The 15982-nt window shown below is 43.8% G+C and carries 13 protein-coding genes and 1 riboswitch; of the genes, 1 reads left to right on the forward strand and 12 read right to left on the reverse strand.

Annotated features, from left to right (window positions below; all coding sequences use genetic code 11):
- Positions 1 to 32 precede the first annotated feature (32 nt).
- The 9 genes from ACSR9A_RS28820 to ACSR9A_RS28860 all read right to left on the reverse strand — a co-directional run bounded on the left by ACSR9A_RS28820 (position 33) and on the right by ACSR9A_RS28860 (position 9509).
- Positions 33 to 656, reverse strand: coding sequence for an ATP-binding cassette domain-containing protein (locus ACSR9A_RS28820; RefSeq protein WP_473761728.1), 624 nt, complete (start codon positions 654 to 656; stop codon positions 33 to 35).
- A complete protein-coding gene (locus ACSR9A_RS28825; RefSeq protein WP_473761731.1) occupies positions 653 to 2839 on the reverse strand; it encodes a DUF1430 domain-containing protein in 2187 nt (728 codons plus the stop codon). Before ACSR9A_RS28825 ends, ACSR9A_RS28820 begins: the two co-directional genes overlap by 4 nt.
- 67 nt (positions 2840 to 2906) lie before the next feature.
- A complete protein-coding gene (locus ACSR9A_RS28830; protein WP_473761734.1) occupies positions 2907 to 3320 on the reverse strand; it encodes a lactococcin 972 family bacteriocin in 414 nt (137 codons plus the stop codon).
- A gap of 450 nt (positions 3321 to 3770) precedes the next feature.
- Entirely contained in the window at positions 3771 to 4415 is a 645-nt protein-coding gene (locus ACSR9A_RS28835; RefSeq protein ID WP_473761737.1) for a BofC C-terminal domain-containing protein, read from the reverse strand.
- Positions 4416 to 4533: 118 nt separating this feature from the next.
- A complete protein-coding gene (locus tag ACSR9A_RS28840) occupies positions 4534 to 5367 on the reverse strand; it encodes an ABC transporter ATP-binding protein (RefSeq protein ID WP_473761739.1) in 834 nt (277 codons plus the stop codon).
- Positions 5364 to 6140, reverse strand: a complete 777-nt coding sequence (locus tag ACSR9A_RS28845) for an ATP-binding cassette domain-containing protein (protein WP_473761742.1) — start codon at positions 6138 to 6140, stop codon at positions 5364 to 5366. The genes ACSR9A_RS28840 and ACSR9A_RS28845 overlap by 4 nt, the downstream gene beginning before the upstream one ends.
- A 1-nt stretch (position 6141) precedes the next feature.
- Entirely contained in the window at positions 6142 to 6969 is an 828-nt protein-coding gene (nikC, locus tag ACSR9A_RS28850) for a nickel transporter permease (protein ID WP_473761744.1), read from the reverse strand.
- A 16-nt stretch (positions 6970 to 6985) separates the two neighbouring features.
- On the reverse strand, positions 6986 to 7915 hold the full coding sequence (gene nikB, locus ACSR9A_RS28855) for a nickel ABC transporter permease (protein WP_473761747.1): 930 nt from the start codon (positions 7913 to 7915) through the stop codon (positions 6986 to 6988).
- Between the two features lie 19 nt (positions 7916 to 7934).
- A complete protein-coding gene (locus tag ACSR9A_RS28860; RefSeq protein WP_473761750.1) occupies positions 7935 to 9509 on the reverse strand; it encodes an ABC transporter substrate-binding protein in 1575 nt (524 codons plus the stop codon).
- A gap of 283 nt (positions 9510 to 9792) precedes the next feature.
- Positions 9793 to 10061: riboswitch (cobalamin riboswitch) on the reverse strand.
- A 274-nt stretch (positions 10062 to 10335) separates the two neighbouring features.
- On the opposite strand from ACSR9A_RS28860, the gene ACSR9A_RS28865 reads away from it, so the two are divergent.
- Positions 10336 to 11367 carry a hypothetical protein gene (locus tag ACSR9A_RS28865; RefSeq protein WP_473761752.1) on the forward strand — a complete coding sequence of 344 codons (1032 nt, stop codon included), beginning with the start codon at positions 10336 to 10338 and terminating at the stop codon, positions 11365 to 11367.
- Positions 11368 to 11445: 78 nt separating this feature from the next.
- On the opposite strand, the gene ACSR9A_RS28870 is transcribed toward ACSR9A_RS28865, so the two are convergent.
- The 3 genes from ACSR9A_RS28870 to ACSR9A_RS28880 all read right to left on the reverse strand — a co-directional run bounded on the left by ACSR9A_RS28870 (position 11446) and on the right by ACSR9A_RS28880 (position 15973).
- Positions 11446 to 12441 carry an ABC transporter substrate-binding protein gene (locus tag ACSR9A_RS28870; protein WP_473761755.1) on the reverse strand — a complete coding sequence of 332 codons (996 nt, stop codon included), beginning with the start codon at positions 12439 to 12441 and terminating at the stop codon, positions 11446 to 11448.
- A 115-nt stretch (positions 12442 to 12556) separates the two neighbouring features.
- Positions 12557 to 13726 carry a helix-turn-helix domain-containing protein gene (locus ACSR9A_RS28875; protein ID WP_473761758.1) on the reverse strand — a complete coding sequence of 390 codons (1170 nt, stop codon included), beginning with the start codon at positions 13724 to 13726 and terminating at the stop codon, positions 12557 to 12559.
- A 294-nt stretch (positions 13727 to 14020) separates the two neighbouring features.
- Positions 14021 to 15973, reverse strand: coding sequence for a LysM peptidoglycan-binding domain-containing protein (locus tag ACSR9A_RS28880; protein ID WP_473761760.1), 1953 nt, complete (start codon positions 15971 to 15973; stop codon positions 14021 to 14023).
- Positions 15974 to 15982 lie beyond the last annotated feature (9 nt).

Genomic DNA, 15982 nt, shown 5'->3' on the forward strand with positions numbered 1-15982 from the left:
AACGAATTTACCCCGAATTATAACTAGACCCCTTAATGTGTTATCTCGATTATTCTATCCGATTTGCTCGCAACTTCTTTATCATGAGTTACACAAACAATTGTTTTACCGAAACTCTGTAATTCACGGAACAAGGAAATAACAATTTCCTTGTTTATATTATCCAAATTACCTGTGGGCTCATCTGCTAATATAATTTTACAAGGCTTTAATATAACTCTGGCAATAGCAACTCTTTGTTGTTCTCCACCACTTAATTGATATATCTTTTTATTCAAAAATGTAGCACTTAATCCTACCCTATTCAAAGTGTTTTTCATTAACTCCTCACTGAATTCATTATTATATGTTTTTGAGAGTAGTAAGTTTTCAGACACAGTTTCATTGTCCATTAGAACGTAGTTTTGAAAAATATAACCCAATGTATACCTTCTTAAATACATAGTTTCTTTTTTAGTAGGATTGATTGTGTTAGCAATTATAACACTACCCTTGTCGGGTTTATCTAATAGACCTATTAGATTCAAAGCTGTTGTTTTGCCCGCACCACTCGAGCCTATTATAGACACAATCTCATTATCATTTATTTTCAGTGAAAAATTCGTTAATACAGGCTTTCCGTCAAAGCCTTTACTCACATTGTTGAGTTCAATCATAAACGTTCTCCTTTTAACACCTTATTCATGTGCCTTCTACTTAAGTAACTACTTAGACTATTTATAACAAGCAAATCAATAATTAATACAAAAACGACCAAAGGGATAATAAAATTGATACCATAAATAAAGTATATTAAAAATCCAGAAATAATATTAGTAATCACAGTAGATATAATTATTTGTCTATTAATTACCCAGTAAGAATATCCGAATAAGTATTTAAGATTCAAACGATAAATATTAGCATTGTAATAAGCCCAAACAAAGATAATAATAAGTATTACCGAGAAGATCATTGTTATGGTCAATCCAATAATCTGTTGGAATAACAGCCATTGTTGTTCAACAATTTGATCATTTGCTTCACTATAGACAGACAGAGCATTGTTTATTTCAAATACCCCGGCCTCGCGTATAGACGAAGAAATACTTTCAAAAGCATTTCCTTGAGTATTGTCTATAAAGAATAGTGAAGTGGTAGCATACGCTCCTAAATTTGAAGTATCTACACTATCATTATATATTACCGCAATTGGATCTATAATTTTATTTTGACTGTCTCCAGTATAACTGTCAAAAGTAAAATAACTCTGTCCCTCCTTCGTATATATAATATTAACCATTAGATCCTCTATTTTCTTTTCGTTTAAGGGATGTCCAAGTTCCTTCCTATATATATTATCCACACTTACTTTTTGAAAATAGAACCAATCTTTATACGATTGAATAATTTGATTTTCAAAGTATCTAAACTGCACAGGCACTAATAAATTCAAGGTATTTTCGTTATCTCGCACATATGCATTCACAGATAAATCATTAATTGCATATATAGGATTAATATTTAAATAATTACAATTAATAGTAACTCTTCTTCCGTAAGGAGAATATATTTCATCTTCATTTGTTGTATTTCGAGTGTAACTATATGTAATTTCACCCTTATTGTATTCAATCACTTGAAAATTCTCAGATAGCATTAAGAACGCATTGTTATTCATCTCAATCTTTTTATAGAAGTCAAATAATTTATTATTTAAATTTCTATCCAACTCTAAATTACTATATATCTCTTTTCCTAATGGTCCTAATTGAATCTTGTATACGTTTTGCGTTTGATTCCAATAATCCAAAGCCTCAACCTTATTTTTTAAATAATACAAATTAGACAATGAAGAACTGACAATAGATAATAAAAATACAGAAACCACAAATTTCAATGTAATAGATATCCATTTAATTTTATCAAAAGGCATCTTTCTTTTTAGTAAAACAGTATTATCATTGAATTTTTGGATGAACCAAGTACCTATCAAAGCAAACAAAAAAAGAAAAATGGTGGCAATAATGTTTATAATTATATAAAAAACCATGTATTCTATCAGAGAATACATCTGATTGAAACATACAGAAAATATCAAGATTAGAAAGAATAATAAGGATACTAAAACGATTATATAACTTAAAAACATTTTCGGGTAAGAAAATAACACCTGCCACTTTGAATACCCCCAAAGCTCTTTCAGCAATATTTTTTTTGCATTTTGCATAAGAAAATAAAAAAATACAATTAAAAATATTACAAACGAAAACACAACAACCATCAATAAATTAACGTTCGCAAAAAAAATATTATTTATAGTCTTATTTACGAACGTTATTTTACCATATACTGAGAATTTTTTAACAAATGCATTTATTGTATCATTGTCAGTTTTACTAAAATAAAATTCTTCCCCGAGCCCAACATTTTTCACTTCCTGCATATTGTATATTCGGATCTCCCAATTCGATAGTGGGAATAAAAAAACACCCGACTGGTTTGTTTGAATTGAATCTTGAGCTTTACTAGATATATATGCATTCCCTTTAGGTAGATCACCTATTTTCAACTTTATATTGGGATTATTTTTCATGTTAGTGGAATATATATTCAAATCATGTTCACTTATAAAATTATACTGAGAAATGTTTACATCATTATCATTAGAAAATTCAATCATATCATTTATTAACTCACTATTATTAAAATCCAATCTTGCCTTGCTATAATCAAATTCCACCATTTGATTATTTTCATATAAAAAGTCAAATGTTTGCTTGTTATTCATAAAAAAATATCCAAATAAGTTGACTGAAATAATAACTAATACTAATAGTGCGTAAAGCAATTTTTTCACAAAAAAATACCCCTTTAAATTAACTACCATAATGCAGTTTAAACCTGCACTATGGTAGTTTTTATTATTAGCGAGTCTGCCAGTTAGCTTTGTTACCTGATACCGTAGATTTTATCCAAGCCGAAGCCTCAATAGATGGAGTTTTCCACTCACTCCGTATTGTTGAATGACTATTAGATACACTTGCTAAATGTTCTTTTGTTTGATGATTATAATAAGCAGTATGACGATCTCCACCTCTTACCACCGTAAAAGTACCTCCGCCGTTTTCGTCATCATCAGCTAATAAAGAGATAGCCTGGTTCCCAATTACATTTTTACTTTGCACAGTTTTAAACGCCGATTCTTGAGCAATATAGGAATCTAAATCAATTCCACCACTATTTTGATTTTCTGAGGAAGCAGCTGATGCACTCAATGCAGTCCCCACAAGACAAGCTCCTAGAACAAGAGATACAGTTAAACTTTTAATTTTCTTCAAAATAAAAACTCCTTTTCAAAAATTTATTTTAACACAGCTATTATATTAACATAATCATTTTAAGTTTTCCATATTTTTTTTCCAAACCAATAGATACCCAGTTAGAATGGTACAAAAACAATATTTGTTATGAATGTTTATAATTCAAGTGACCAAGTTTCGGCCAGTATCATCGTCATGTACCGCTGCCTTTCCGCATTCTATTTACCTAGTGGTTTATAACTTACTCGCCTCGTTTTGTATTCTGCACTCTATTTGCACAGTAGGACGCTTACTATATAGTATCAATACTCGATCATAAACAAAAACCGTTTTAAACTAAATAAACATTATATTTTTCCTGAATAAATAAGTAAATCCACATTATGGACAGCACTTGATCCATAATGTGGATTTACTTATTAAACAGAAATTACATGTCACTTTCTCTTACATTCACCTTAATCTTACTTAATTAGCAGATTTGCCATGTCCCAGCTCATAGTCGCTAAAGGTAGACAGGACGCTGTTAAATTCATCGATGTCATTAATTTTAATCCCGTGTGACAGCTGTTCTACTTTATCGCGAGGCAAGCTGCTTTCCAAATACCGAATATCCAGTTGAAAAAAAGTTCGCAGCACCTTCTCCTGCTGGGGCGCCCCTTCAAACAGCGATAAATTCCCCTGCTTATCCACGCCCATATACGCTTCATTCTGGCAATGCTTCGAAAACTCATCCACCGTCTGCTCCACCAGCACCCGGTTGTTCGTTTTATCGAAGGTGGCATGCCAACTGCTATTTGCCTCCAACAGCCGAATCAGCTGGAGCGAGGTCATGCGTCCGAGCGGCCTGCTCTCCTGCCCGCATAAATAGTAGCGGCGCAGCATGACGCTCACTGGCTCCTGCTGCTCTCGCAGCTCGCGAAGCAAGTCAGTAGAGGGGCGGGTGACGGCTCCTGAACGAAAAGCTTCACCTACGACATTAGCGGCAGCCGCTTTTCCAGGCTGCCAGACAGCACACGCTAGCGTTACGGCAAGCAAGGCGATACTGCCCAGCGTCCATAGCGGACGGCGGCGAAGCTTTCTTTTTAGCTGCTTCCATAAGCTCATTAGCATTATGATTGAACCCCTTTGTGCTCTTTTATTGCATAGGGTTCCACTGAGCTTCCAATATTATGCGCGTAAGAGAAACGTTGCGGGCAAGCTAGCTTCTATTCATTCTACCGACAACCTTCTACTCAGCGTTTTTCGCGTTTTCAGCAGATCCCACATTTACAGCCTCAGCAAGCGTCGCAAATAAAGCTTGGGTATACGGATGCTTTAGCGCCCCTTCCTCCCACTGGCTAAACGTTTCTACGATTTCTCCCTGATACATGACGGCAACTCGGTCGCACAGCTGACGGGCAAGCCCCAGATCATGCGTAATGAATAAGTAGGATAGCTCTTGCTCTCGCTGAATTTGCTCGAGCATCTCCACAATAGATGACTGTGATAATGGATCGAGACTGGCTAACGACTCGTCGAAAATAATCAAATCCGGCTGCACGGCCAGCGCTCTTGCGATGCATACACGCTGCTTCTGTCCGCCGCTTAGCTGATGCGGCAGCTTCTCCAAGAAGCTTTCATCCAAGCCGACGGCACGTATAAGCTGCACGCTGGCCTCCCGAATTTCCGGCGGACGCTTCGCGTCAAAATTGCGCAGCGGCTCCGCAAGCACTTCCTTCACAAGCATTCGGGGATGCAGCGAGGATGCAGAATCCTGAAGCACAAGCTGTACGCTTTTGTATACCTGCAGATCCTTCATATGAGGTCCATGAATAGACTGGCCGCCGAGCAAAATTTGCCCGGAGCTCAGCGTTTCAAGCTTCATAATGAGCTTGGCTAATGTGCTTTTCCCGCTGCCGCTTTCTCCAACAAGCCCAAGCGTTTCACCAAGGTGCAGCGCAAGATCTACCTGCTTCACAGCTTGAACGGACGCCTTGCCGTCCTGCGTCTTGAGCCCTCTTCGCCTTCTCAGCAACCGCAGCGGATATGCCTTGGACACCTGACGCAACTCCAACACGATCATAGGGCGCTTCCTCTCGCTTGGACTGAGGTTATCCCGCTGGGCTGCATCGTAATCACACGATCCGCGAATTTGCGGACGCTTTGCTCGTCATGCGAAATGAGCAGCACCGTCAGGCCAAAATCCGCCTGCAGCTGCTTTAGCAAAGCTAAAACCCGGTCGCGATTGAGGGCATCCAGCGCCGTCGTTGGCTCATCGGCAATAAACAGCGTCGGCTCCGTGCTCAGCATCATCGCAAGCAGCACCCTCTGGCGCATGCCTCCGCTTAGCTCAAAAGGGTATGCGTCCAATATCAGTTCCGGGTCCGCAAAGCCAATACGTTGCAGCAGCATATACAAATACGATTCCATTTCTTTGCGCGATCGCTTCGCCTGCAGCTTCAGCGTCTCGACCATCTGCTTGCGCACCGTGCGGATCGGATCAAGTCCGCTAAGCGAATGCTGAATGAGCAAGGCGATTTCCTCTCGGCGAAGCTGCTGCATGCGGCGCTCATCATAACGGGAAATATCATCGCCCCCGTAAAAAATTTGCCCGCCTGTCAGGCGCAGCCCGGTTTCCAGCAGCCCGACAAGCGCATGGGCCGTCATGCTTTTGCCACAGCCGCTTGGCCCTACAAGCGCAGCCATTTCACCAGCATGAAGCTCCAAGGAAACATTTTCGACGATAGGGCACCATTTTCCAGCCTGCTGCCGGGAAATTTCTATATTTTGAACGCAGAGCAGCGGTGCATCGTTAAGGTTGGCGCTGCTGATAATGTTCGTGCTGCTTTCCGCCATCTTACACCTCTTTCGGAACGTAAGCGTTCTGCTCTTTAAATCGGTCGCCAATTAATTGGCATGATAACACGAAGCTCACGATCGCAAGCCCCGGAAAAATCATGACATGCGGCGCCAGCTGGAAATAACGCGTAGCATCATGCAGCATGACGCCCCACTCAGGAGTCGGCGGCTGCACGCCTAGGCCGAGAAAAGATAGACCGGCGATGAGCAGCACGATTTTGCCAATGTCCAGCGTACTAAATACAGCAATTGGCGCTGCAATCTGCGGCAAAATATAACGTCGCATAATTCGCAAATGAGAATTACCGGACATGCGGGCTGTAATTAAGTAATCCTCTTTGCTTACCTTAAGCACAAGCCCGCGGATAAGCCGGACATAATTGGCCCACCTCACGATAACAATCGCAAGGATCATATTCGTAAACCCGGGTCCGAGAATGCCCACAATCGCAATCGTCAGCACAAAATCGGGAAAAGCGAGCGTGCCGTCCATCAGCCGCATGAAAAAATGATCGGTGCGTCCGCCAAAATAGCCGGTCAACAGCCCGATCGGCAAGCTAATGCATAAGCTCAATCCCAAAATAACAAAAGCAATCGAAACAGTCGTCCGAATGCCGTACAAAATACGAGATAAAATACAGCGCCCCAAATGATCGGTGCCAAAAGGGTATTCGCCGCTCGGCGACAGAAGCCGATTGGATAAATTGACCTGCAGCGGGTTATGAGGCGCGAGCCACGGGGCAAGCACGCCCAGCAGTATTATGACTGCAAATAGGCCGATGCCAAGCAGCAGGCTTGTATTCTTTTTCTGAAAAAGGGTCCGCATAAAAAAAGGGTACCTCCTAGCTTGCCCGCAGCCGCGGGTCCAAGCGCACATAAAAAACTTCAACCGCCAAATGGATCGCGACAAACAAGAAGGAGGTGAATACCACATAACCTTGAATGACCGGATAATCCCGCGCCGTTATCGCTTCAATAATATATTTGCCTACGCCGGGCCAGGAGAAGATCGTCTCAACGATCACATTCCCCCCCAGCATAAAAGCAAAGCTTGTCCCCAGCATCGATAAAATCGGCAAAAACGCATGCTTAAACACTTGGAAGATTAAAATCCTTCCCTTGGACAAGCCTCGCGCACGCGATGCCTTGACGAAGTTCTGGCTGTTCATCTCGAGCATATTCGTCCGCAAAACCCGGGCATATACCGCACCAAGTCCGAGCCCAAGCGTAACCGCCGGCATTAAGAGGTGAGCAAGGCCGCCGCGTCCCATGGAAGGCAGCCAGCCAAGACGGACCGAGAAAAAATAAATCAATAAAAAACCGAGCCAAAAGGAGGGGATCGAGGCGCCAAGCAGCGCCAGCAATCGGCCCATCCGGTCAAGCAGCCCTGTTGAAAAGATTGCGGTGGCGAGGCCGATGAGGCAGGTTGCCAGCAGCATGACAAATGCACCAGCAGAGGCCAGCTCCAGTGTGGCGGGCAGCCTTTTAAGCAGTTCGCCTGCAACTGGCTCTTTGGACATATAAGATGTCCCCCACTGCCATGTAAATACATCGCCGAGCCAGCGTATATATTGGCTCCACAAGGAATCCGTCAGTCCCATTTCCTCCCGCAGCGCGTCAATCGCCTCCTGTGAAGCCGGGATATTGTGCGTGGTCAGCAATATTCTCGCCGGATCGCCAGGAGACACCCTCATTAAAATGAAGGTCAGCGTCGCTACGCAAAAAATAACCAAAAGCATTTGCGCGATGCGTTCAAGCCAAAAACGAAGCATACTTAGGTACACCCTTTACTTAGGTGATATCGACTTCAGCTGTCACATAATAATATTCAATCGGATGCGGAATAAAGCCCGTTACCCCTTTTTTCACACCAAATACATTATCGGGGTGTACGATAAACGACTGCGGCAAATCTTCATTAATAATGTCCTGAGCTTCTATCGCAAGCGCATTGCGTGCTTCTGTAGCAGACGTTTCGTTCAGCTTGTTAATAACCGTCTCAAGCGGCTTCGATACATAATGGCTGACATTCGATTCGCTAGCTGATTGATAGAAAATGTTCAAGAAATATTGAGGATCGCCCGTGTGTGCCGTCAGCATGCTGTACATAGCAAGATCCCAATCGGACTTCGCAAGCTCAGCATCAATATTTTCAACCTTGCGAATTTTCACGGTAATGCCTTCATTAAGCAGTTGGTTCTGAATCACCTCTGCCATTACGGACAGCTCTGGGCGGTGCGGGAACGTAAGGAGCGTCGCCTCGAATGGCTTGCCTTCCTTCTCCCACATGCCTGCAGCATTTTTCTGCCAGCCGCCAGCGCTCAGCAATTGCTCCGTCGTTTCCCCTGCTGCTTGCTCCGCTACTTTGCCAAATGGCAAAATTTCCGGGAATGGGCTTTTCGCTTTCGTGCCATAGCCACGCATAACAGATTCAATAATCGCCTCGCGTGGAATGGCTTGATCTACAACCTCGCGGTTCGCCTTTTCTTTAAACAAAGCAGAATTCATATTAAATAATACCATATGTGTACGAACCGATGGTGCAGACAGCACTTCCAGCTTGCTGTCCTTCTCTACCAACTCAATGCTGTCAATCGGAATGTCCGTAGCAACATCTACTTCGCCAGCTTGCAGCGCCATCAGGCGGGTATTGCCATCGGTTACAAACTTCATTGTCACTTCCTTAAGCTTCGCCGGTTGTCCCCAATAACCATCATAACGCTCAACAACAAGCGATACGTCTTTCGTAAACTGCTTGATTTTGAAAGCTCCCGTCATGGCCGGGTAGCTGCCCGCTTCCTTCATGCTGTCGACATCAAGAATAATCGTGCTTGGATCAGCCAAGCTGGAAATGATAGCCGAGTTCGGCTGTGTTGTTATAAGTTTCAGCTCATCCGGTGCAACCACTTCTATATCTTTCACCAGCAGCAAATCCTTCGCCAAATGGCTATTTTCAATGGAACGAAGCAGCGAAGCTTTCACGCTTTCTGCATCCATCTTTTTGCCGTCGTGAAACGTTACGTTGTTCTCCAGCTTGAGCGTCCACGTGTTAGCATCCTCCTGCTTCCACTCCTTCGCAAGCCAAGCGGCCGGCTGCAGCTGCTCATTCAATTTAATAAGCGTTTCCCCTGCGCCAGAGCGCATAACGTCCCAGCTGTCATCGCCATGCGGATCAACGCCTGCCGGGTTCCAGGTGTACGCCATTGTCAGTGTTTTATTTGCGGCAGAAGCGTTGTTTTCCCCGGCAGCATTGGTGCCCTTCCCTGCGTTTGAGTCAGCATTCGTGCTGCATCCTGCAAGCACCAGCATCAGGCAAACGATCATCATTCCAAGTGACAAGCTAAATGGCTTCTTCGTGTTGTTCATTTTTCTTTTGTCTCCCCTTCTAGTAAGCGTAAACGGCCGAAAGCCGTCCTGTGGCGGCAAAGCTACCGTTTCGCGTAGAAATATAGAGAAAGGATAGAAAAATCATATCCTTTCCTACATTTTAAAAAAAGCATCCCCGACCCTTAAGAAAGCAGTCAGAAATGCTTTTATGATAAATAACTAAACCTTATCTGCCTCTGCTCGTCATGGAGCAGCAAATAATCGTTAGACATTTTGCAATAAATGGGCATAACCAACCACCTCCCTAAGCACCGTAGGTCAAACAGTGATGTTAAAACAGGCAGGTCTCCTGACTTGGGGCCTCCCTCTCTTCCCTTCCCGGCTAGGGCGAGCATCTGCAATTCGTTCTGCGACGAAAAGAAGCTCATCAGCCAGTGGTTTATTTGTGAGGGGAGCGCAGCTTGCTCATTGATTAGCTGCTGCCCTTTACAGTGGCGGGTCCGTGTCGGCCTTTAACCGAACTTCCCTTTTAAGCGAACTAAGGCCTATATGTCCTTGCCTTCGTACCGCACCTATTTTCATACAATTATGAAGTTTTGCAGGCTAATCAGCCTGTCTTGTCCGTAATCCACTCTTAATCTTAGGGAGGAAGTGCTGATCTGTCAACATTTTGATTTAGATAAGCTTTAGTTCCATCATAATGCACACGCCCCAGTGTCTTAAACAAGCTAAATGAAAGGTTTTTCAATATAAAACTTTCATATTTTTTCCAGTAATGATATATTGAAAATACTTCACGCATGATGAGCTTATTTATTAAGTTAGTCCAATAGATACTCTATCAAATAGAAAAGGAATGATCACATTGCCGGTGAAAATCCTTCCAGTCGAAGTAAAACAAATTATTGATTCCTATTGGTTTTACAGTGATTTTTATTCGATTATATCTCGCGTAGATTCGAAAAAAATGTGGTTTATGAATAATTATATTAATTTATTCGATATTCCCGATCCAAACCAATTATATACTTTTTTCTACAATGGTTATTATAGAGATAAAATGGTTGAGTTTTATGACTGCCCTTTTATTGATTTTCAGCGGATAGCGATAGACAGGCGAAGCTCGACTATTTTGAATAATGACCTGCTTGATTTTATTAAAGCATCGATTGACGGCGGCTATTATGTGATCGTTATGATCGACCGTTTTTATATAAAAGAATATGAAATTTCTGCGAAATCCCCACATGAAGTCATGATAAATGGGTATGATGATGCCAATAAAAAGCTGTATTTCTGCGACAATAATGCCAATGGAAAATACTCAACGAATATCACCTGTGATTACGAGGCTTTTAGCAAAGCGTTTCATTTATTAGAAATCGAAGCCCATGATTTTAAACAGCATCTTTATTTATTGAAGCCTCTCGAAAATAACGACTATGCTTTTTCTCTAAAATACGTGAAAAATACGATGAAAGCCTATCTCTTATCTAGGGCACATACGGATGAATATTACAACGAAGCTACAGGCACACCCGGGCTAACCTTCGGCATTAATGTATACGACAAGGCCTCCGATTATTTAAAATATTTGGCTCAAGAGGAGGTTGTATTTGATATTAGATCGTTTCACCTGCTTTACGACCATAAGAAATGTATGACTATGCGATTAGACTACATGATTAATAACAAGCATTTGATTGATGATAATCAAATTTTGAACAGATGGAGAAAGCTGGAGGCGGCTGTGCATGCTGTAAGAAATTCCATTTTAAAATATTGGCTTACTCGAAGCTCGGATGCTTTGTACAAGCAAATGGAGCAATTGCATAAATTAAAGGAGACGGAAATGGGTTTGCTGCAGGAGGTTGTGGACCAGTTGAAGGATGGTTAATAGAAGCCATACCGTTTATGGTGACTGCATGGCTTCTCTTGACGCTTTAGGCAAAGTGAATGTTGAGCATGGACGAGTTTACTTTTTTCCACCAGAAGCTAGCAAGTCAGCCACTTCTTTCATCGTTTCTCTAATTGTAATACTGTCTGCTAGATAATATTTGTCTTGGTCGAGTAGATGTACCTTTCCATTCTTGACTGCCGGCAATCCTTGCCATAAGCCTGATTTCTGAAGCTCATTGTAGTCTTCCTCATCCTCTACAATGAGCAGTAGATGATCCCCTACATACTCTGGAAGCAGCTCCTGCGAGACGACAACCGCATTTTTCCAACGATCCTTATTCATTTCTGCCTGAACCTTATCGACTGCTTTGGCTTGTAAGGCTGTCCTCACGACATACCCACCAAAGTTAGTACTCAAATAAATTCGCAGTCCGCCTTCCTCGATAAGGAGAATAGAAACCGATTCATCTCCAATGGCTTGCTTCACCTTCGCTCGCGAAACATCCCTTTCTGTCTCGTAATCTTTAATCCAACCACTCGCTAATGACTTCTTTCCCAATACATCCGCAACTTTAGGAAAAACATCATAAATTGGATCGCTGAACTTAATGTACACAATCGGAGATACTTTTTCTAATTTATCCATAATATCAGGATAGATTTCCGGATAGACAGAACTAAAAATCATTAAATCCGGTGAAAGCTCTACTATTTTCTCAACATTTGGCGGATCACCGATAGAATCAACGCCTGCCAGTGATGGTTTTATGAACGAGTTAAGAAAATCATTATCGCAAACCGCAATCGGCTGAATGCCAACCGTTATGGCCACCGAAGAAAACTCGCATACAGCAACCTTTTGCGGCGAGACTGGAATTTCCACAGCCCTCCCCATATCGTCGGTGAATATTCTTGTCCCCGCAGTCACATCGGCTTGTTCTGCGTTCAGAGCCATGTTGCTTCCTCCGTCCTCCAACGGCTTGTCTGCCATTGAACCACATGCCGCAATAACGAATAAAATGACCAGCATTCCTGCCATGTACAATCCTCTGCTGCTGCCTATCTGTTTCATTTTTCTTATTCCCCTTCAGCCCTATAATTAAGAATGATTATCATAATCGATTATAGGGCTTCCTTCTTAATAATATCCATACACTATCATGATTGCTGATGGATTGTTATGTATCTTATTCATATTCTTCTCCCTCAATTCCTGCGCCTAGCAACACAGCCGCTTCTTCCATTTGCGCCATAATGGACAACGGATCATAAGCCAGCCACTGGTGTACATCAACTAGATAAATATTGCCGCTGCGCACGGCGGGGAAGGATGACCATACAGAAGACTCTTGAATGTCGGCCCATACTTGGCGAGTCTCCTCATCAGGCTGCACGACGACGATAAGGTGATCCGCCCTGAAAAAAGGCAGCTCATCCAGAGTTATGACTGTGGAGTGATAGCTATCATTTATTTCGAATTGCTTCGCAAGCTTATAAGGTGGTGTCAAACCAAGCGAACGGTACAACGAATAGCCCATAATTTGGTTTCCATACATTTGAAGAAAATCAGCCCGAACACGGAAAACCGCAATCGTCTGCCCTTCCATCTTCCTAAATAACCTGTTTCTAAGCTCAAGAGCTCTCCCTTCATAATTCCGCAGCCATTCCTCTACTTGTAGCTCCAAACCTAAAGCACTTCCAATTGCTTTAAATTGAACATATAAAGGATCTTTTTTGTCATCCACCTCTATAACCTTCGCTCCGCACTGCCCACGCTGCAGCCAGGAAGTTGGACCTACAACAATATCGGGCTTTAATTGATCTGTTACATCAGAGTCATAATAGGGGAATTCATCTATTCCTACATCTAGAGCATCATCAGACCAGTCCGCAAGCAGCCCTCTAAGTCCGACCATGCCTGCACTGACACCTACAGGACGAATACCAAGCGCTCGTATATGTCCATAGTAGTCAACCGCTACAACACGCAATGGCTTTTCTTGTTTGTACGCTGAAGGTGCGGCGCCCGTATTTAACTTAAAGCGGCGGCTAAAATAATAGGGATCGTCGAAGCCAACCATTCGTCCAACCTGTTTGACTGTGATGCCCGGACGCTGCAGCAGCAGCTTGGCTGCCTGAATTCGCAGTTCCGTCAAAAAGTCAACGGGAGATTGTCCCTTATATGTTTTGAATAATCTTGAATAATGCTCTGGATTTAGACCAGCCATTTGTGCAAGTTGATTCCTTGTCAATCTATCGCCAAAATGCGCTTCCATATACAGAGCCGTTTCCTCAATTCTATCCTTTAACAATCTTTTTGTTCCTGTCGTTTTTTCACCTTTATTCATTGCAACCATGCTAACCTCCAAGTCAACGAAGCTTCTGTCAGTTGTCCAAGTAGAATGCCGCCATTTACAATGGTTTGAGCTTTCTAATGACTTGATTATAGCATCAACCTCATGAACAGAATCAAATAAATGAAACTAAGCATAAACGAAAATGACATGCGCTTCTCAACCGTTGTGGTCCGCAAAGAAAATGAAACAAGCTGTCTTCGGTTCGATACCGAAGACAGCTTATTGGGCAGCGCTCTTGTTAATTATCTGCCAGCTGTAGACTTGACTAGGAGACAAGGTGCTTTATTACGTTTTTTAACGGCTAATCCAAGGGCTGCTGTTTTGCTTGCTCGTTCTCGAGCGAGGGGCAACGGTGCGAATAACCGCTTTTTTATTGGATTTGCGCTGCGTATTGTTTTTGCCGTTTTTCACATTGATTCTCGTTATTTCTTTTACTTCCTCATCTTCTTCGCGCTTATCCTTGCAGCCGCAATTGCATGGTTTTTGTGTCTCTACTCCAGCGGTTTGCATAGGATAATATCCGTACGGCGGGAACGGAGGAAATGCTGAAACGGGATAGCCGTTGCAGTTGTTGCCAATTGGCGATACCATTCCGCCATAGCCATAGCCTTGCGTGTTCGCTGGCGATACGGCTCCACCATAGCCGTAGCCCTGTGTTTCTGCTGGCGATACCATTCCGCCGTAACCTTGCGTGCTTGCTGGCGATACGGCTCCACCATAGCCGTAGCCTTGCGTTTCTGCTGGCGATACCATTCCGCCGTAACCTTGCGTGCTTGCTGGCGATACGGCTCCACCATAGCCGTAGCCTTGCGTTTCTGCTGGCGATACCATTCCGCCATAACCTTGCGTGCTTGCTGGCGATACGGCTCCACCATAGCCGTAGCCCTGCGTTTCTGCTGGCGATACCATTCCGCCATAACCTTGCGTGCTTGCTGGCGATACGGCTCCACCATAGCCGTAGCCCTGCGTTTCTGCTGGCGATACCATTCCGCCGTAACCTTGCGTGCTTGCTGGCGATACGGCTCCACCATAGCCGTAGCCCTGCGTTTCTGCTGGCGATACCATTCCGCCGTAACCTTGCGACTCCGCAGGTGATACCATTCCACCATAGCCGTAGCCTTGCGTTTCTGCAGGCAATACCATTCCGCCGTAACCTTGCGACTCCGCAGGTGATACCATTCCACCGTAGCCGTAGCCTTGTGTTTCTGCCGGCGATACCATTCCGCCATAACCGTAACCATGCGTCTCAGCTGGCGACACTTGACCGCCATAACCGTAGCCACCAGCGCCGATACCACCTATCGGATACATGCCTGGAGGACATGGATTATAGCCTCCTCCATGGCTTGCAGGGCTAACCATAGTTGGCTGCTCCCAATGACCGTAACCGCCTGTTTGGGCAGGTGATACCATCGTAGGCATGCCGTAGCCACCGTATTGCGGCCAAGTAGGAGCAGTTGCAGCGGGAGATACAGTCGTAGTCGGATAAGTCGATGAGGCTTCTACCGCAGGCGTGCCATATTGCATAAACAAGTCAACGCTTTGCTGATGATGGGAATAAACCGGGTACGTCTTTTTCTCCACTGGCTTCTCAATTGGCAGCGGTTTTGGTTTTGGCTGTGGCGCAGGTGCTGCCTCCGGCAATGTAGGCGTCACAATGGGAGCGGTTGGCGTCTTCGTTATTGGCGCGGTTGGCGTCTTCGCAATAGGAGCGGTTGGCGTTTTTTCGGTTACTGGCGCAGTCGGCGTTTTGCCAGGTATTTGCCCTGTCGGTTTTTTACCGCCAACCCATTGCTGTACCCCTTGCATGACCGACAGCGGATGCAGGGCATGATGTCCTGCATGACCGCCGGTTCCAGCTGCAGTCGTCCCTGCTCCCGTAGTCCCCGCGCCTGTAGTCGGTGTAGTCGTCATATGGCCCGCTTTTGGCACATTGACAATTTCGCCTGTCATAAGCACATTGGGATTTTTAAGTTGAGGATTCGCTTTGATCATATCGGCGAGCGGAACTCCCCATGCCTTGGACAGCTTCCACAGCGTATCCCCCTGCTTCACCACATATTGGTGCATAATGTCCATTCCACCAGTTCCATGGGATGAGGATGGGATTTTAATTTTCATGCCCACCTCAATGACGTCTGGATTCGTAATGGAAGGATTAAGCTTCAAAATCTCCTCAACCGTAACATGATGCTTCTGACCGATTAAGTAGAGGGAATCGCCTTTCTTCACTACATAAATTTTCACTTGCCGACA

This window comes from Paenibacillus sp. R-74696 (assembly GCF_055814915.1).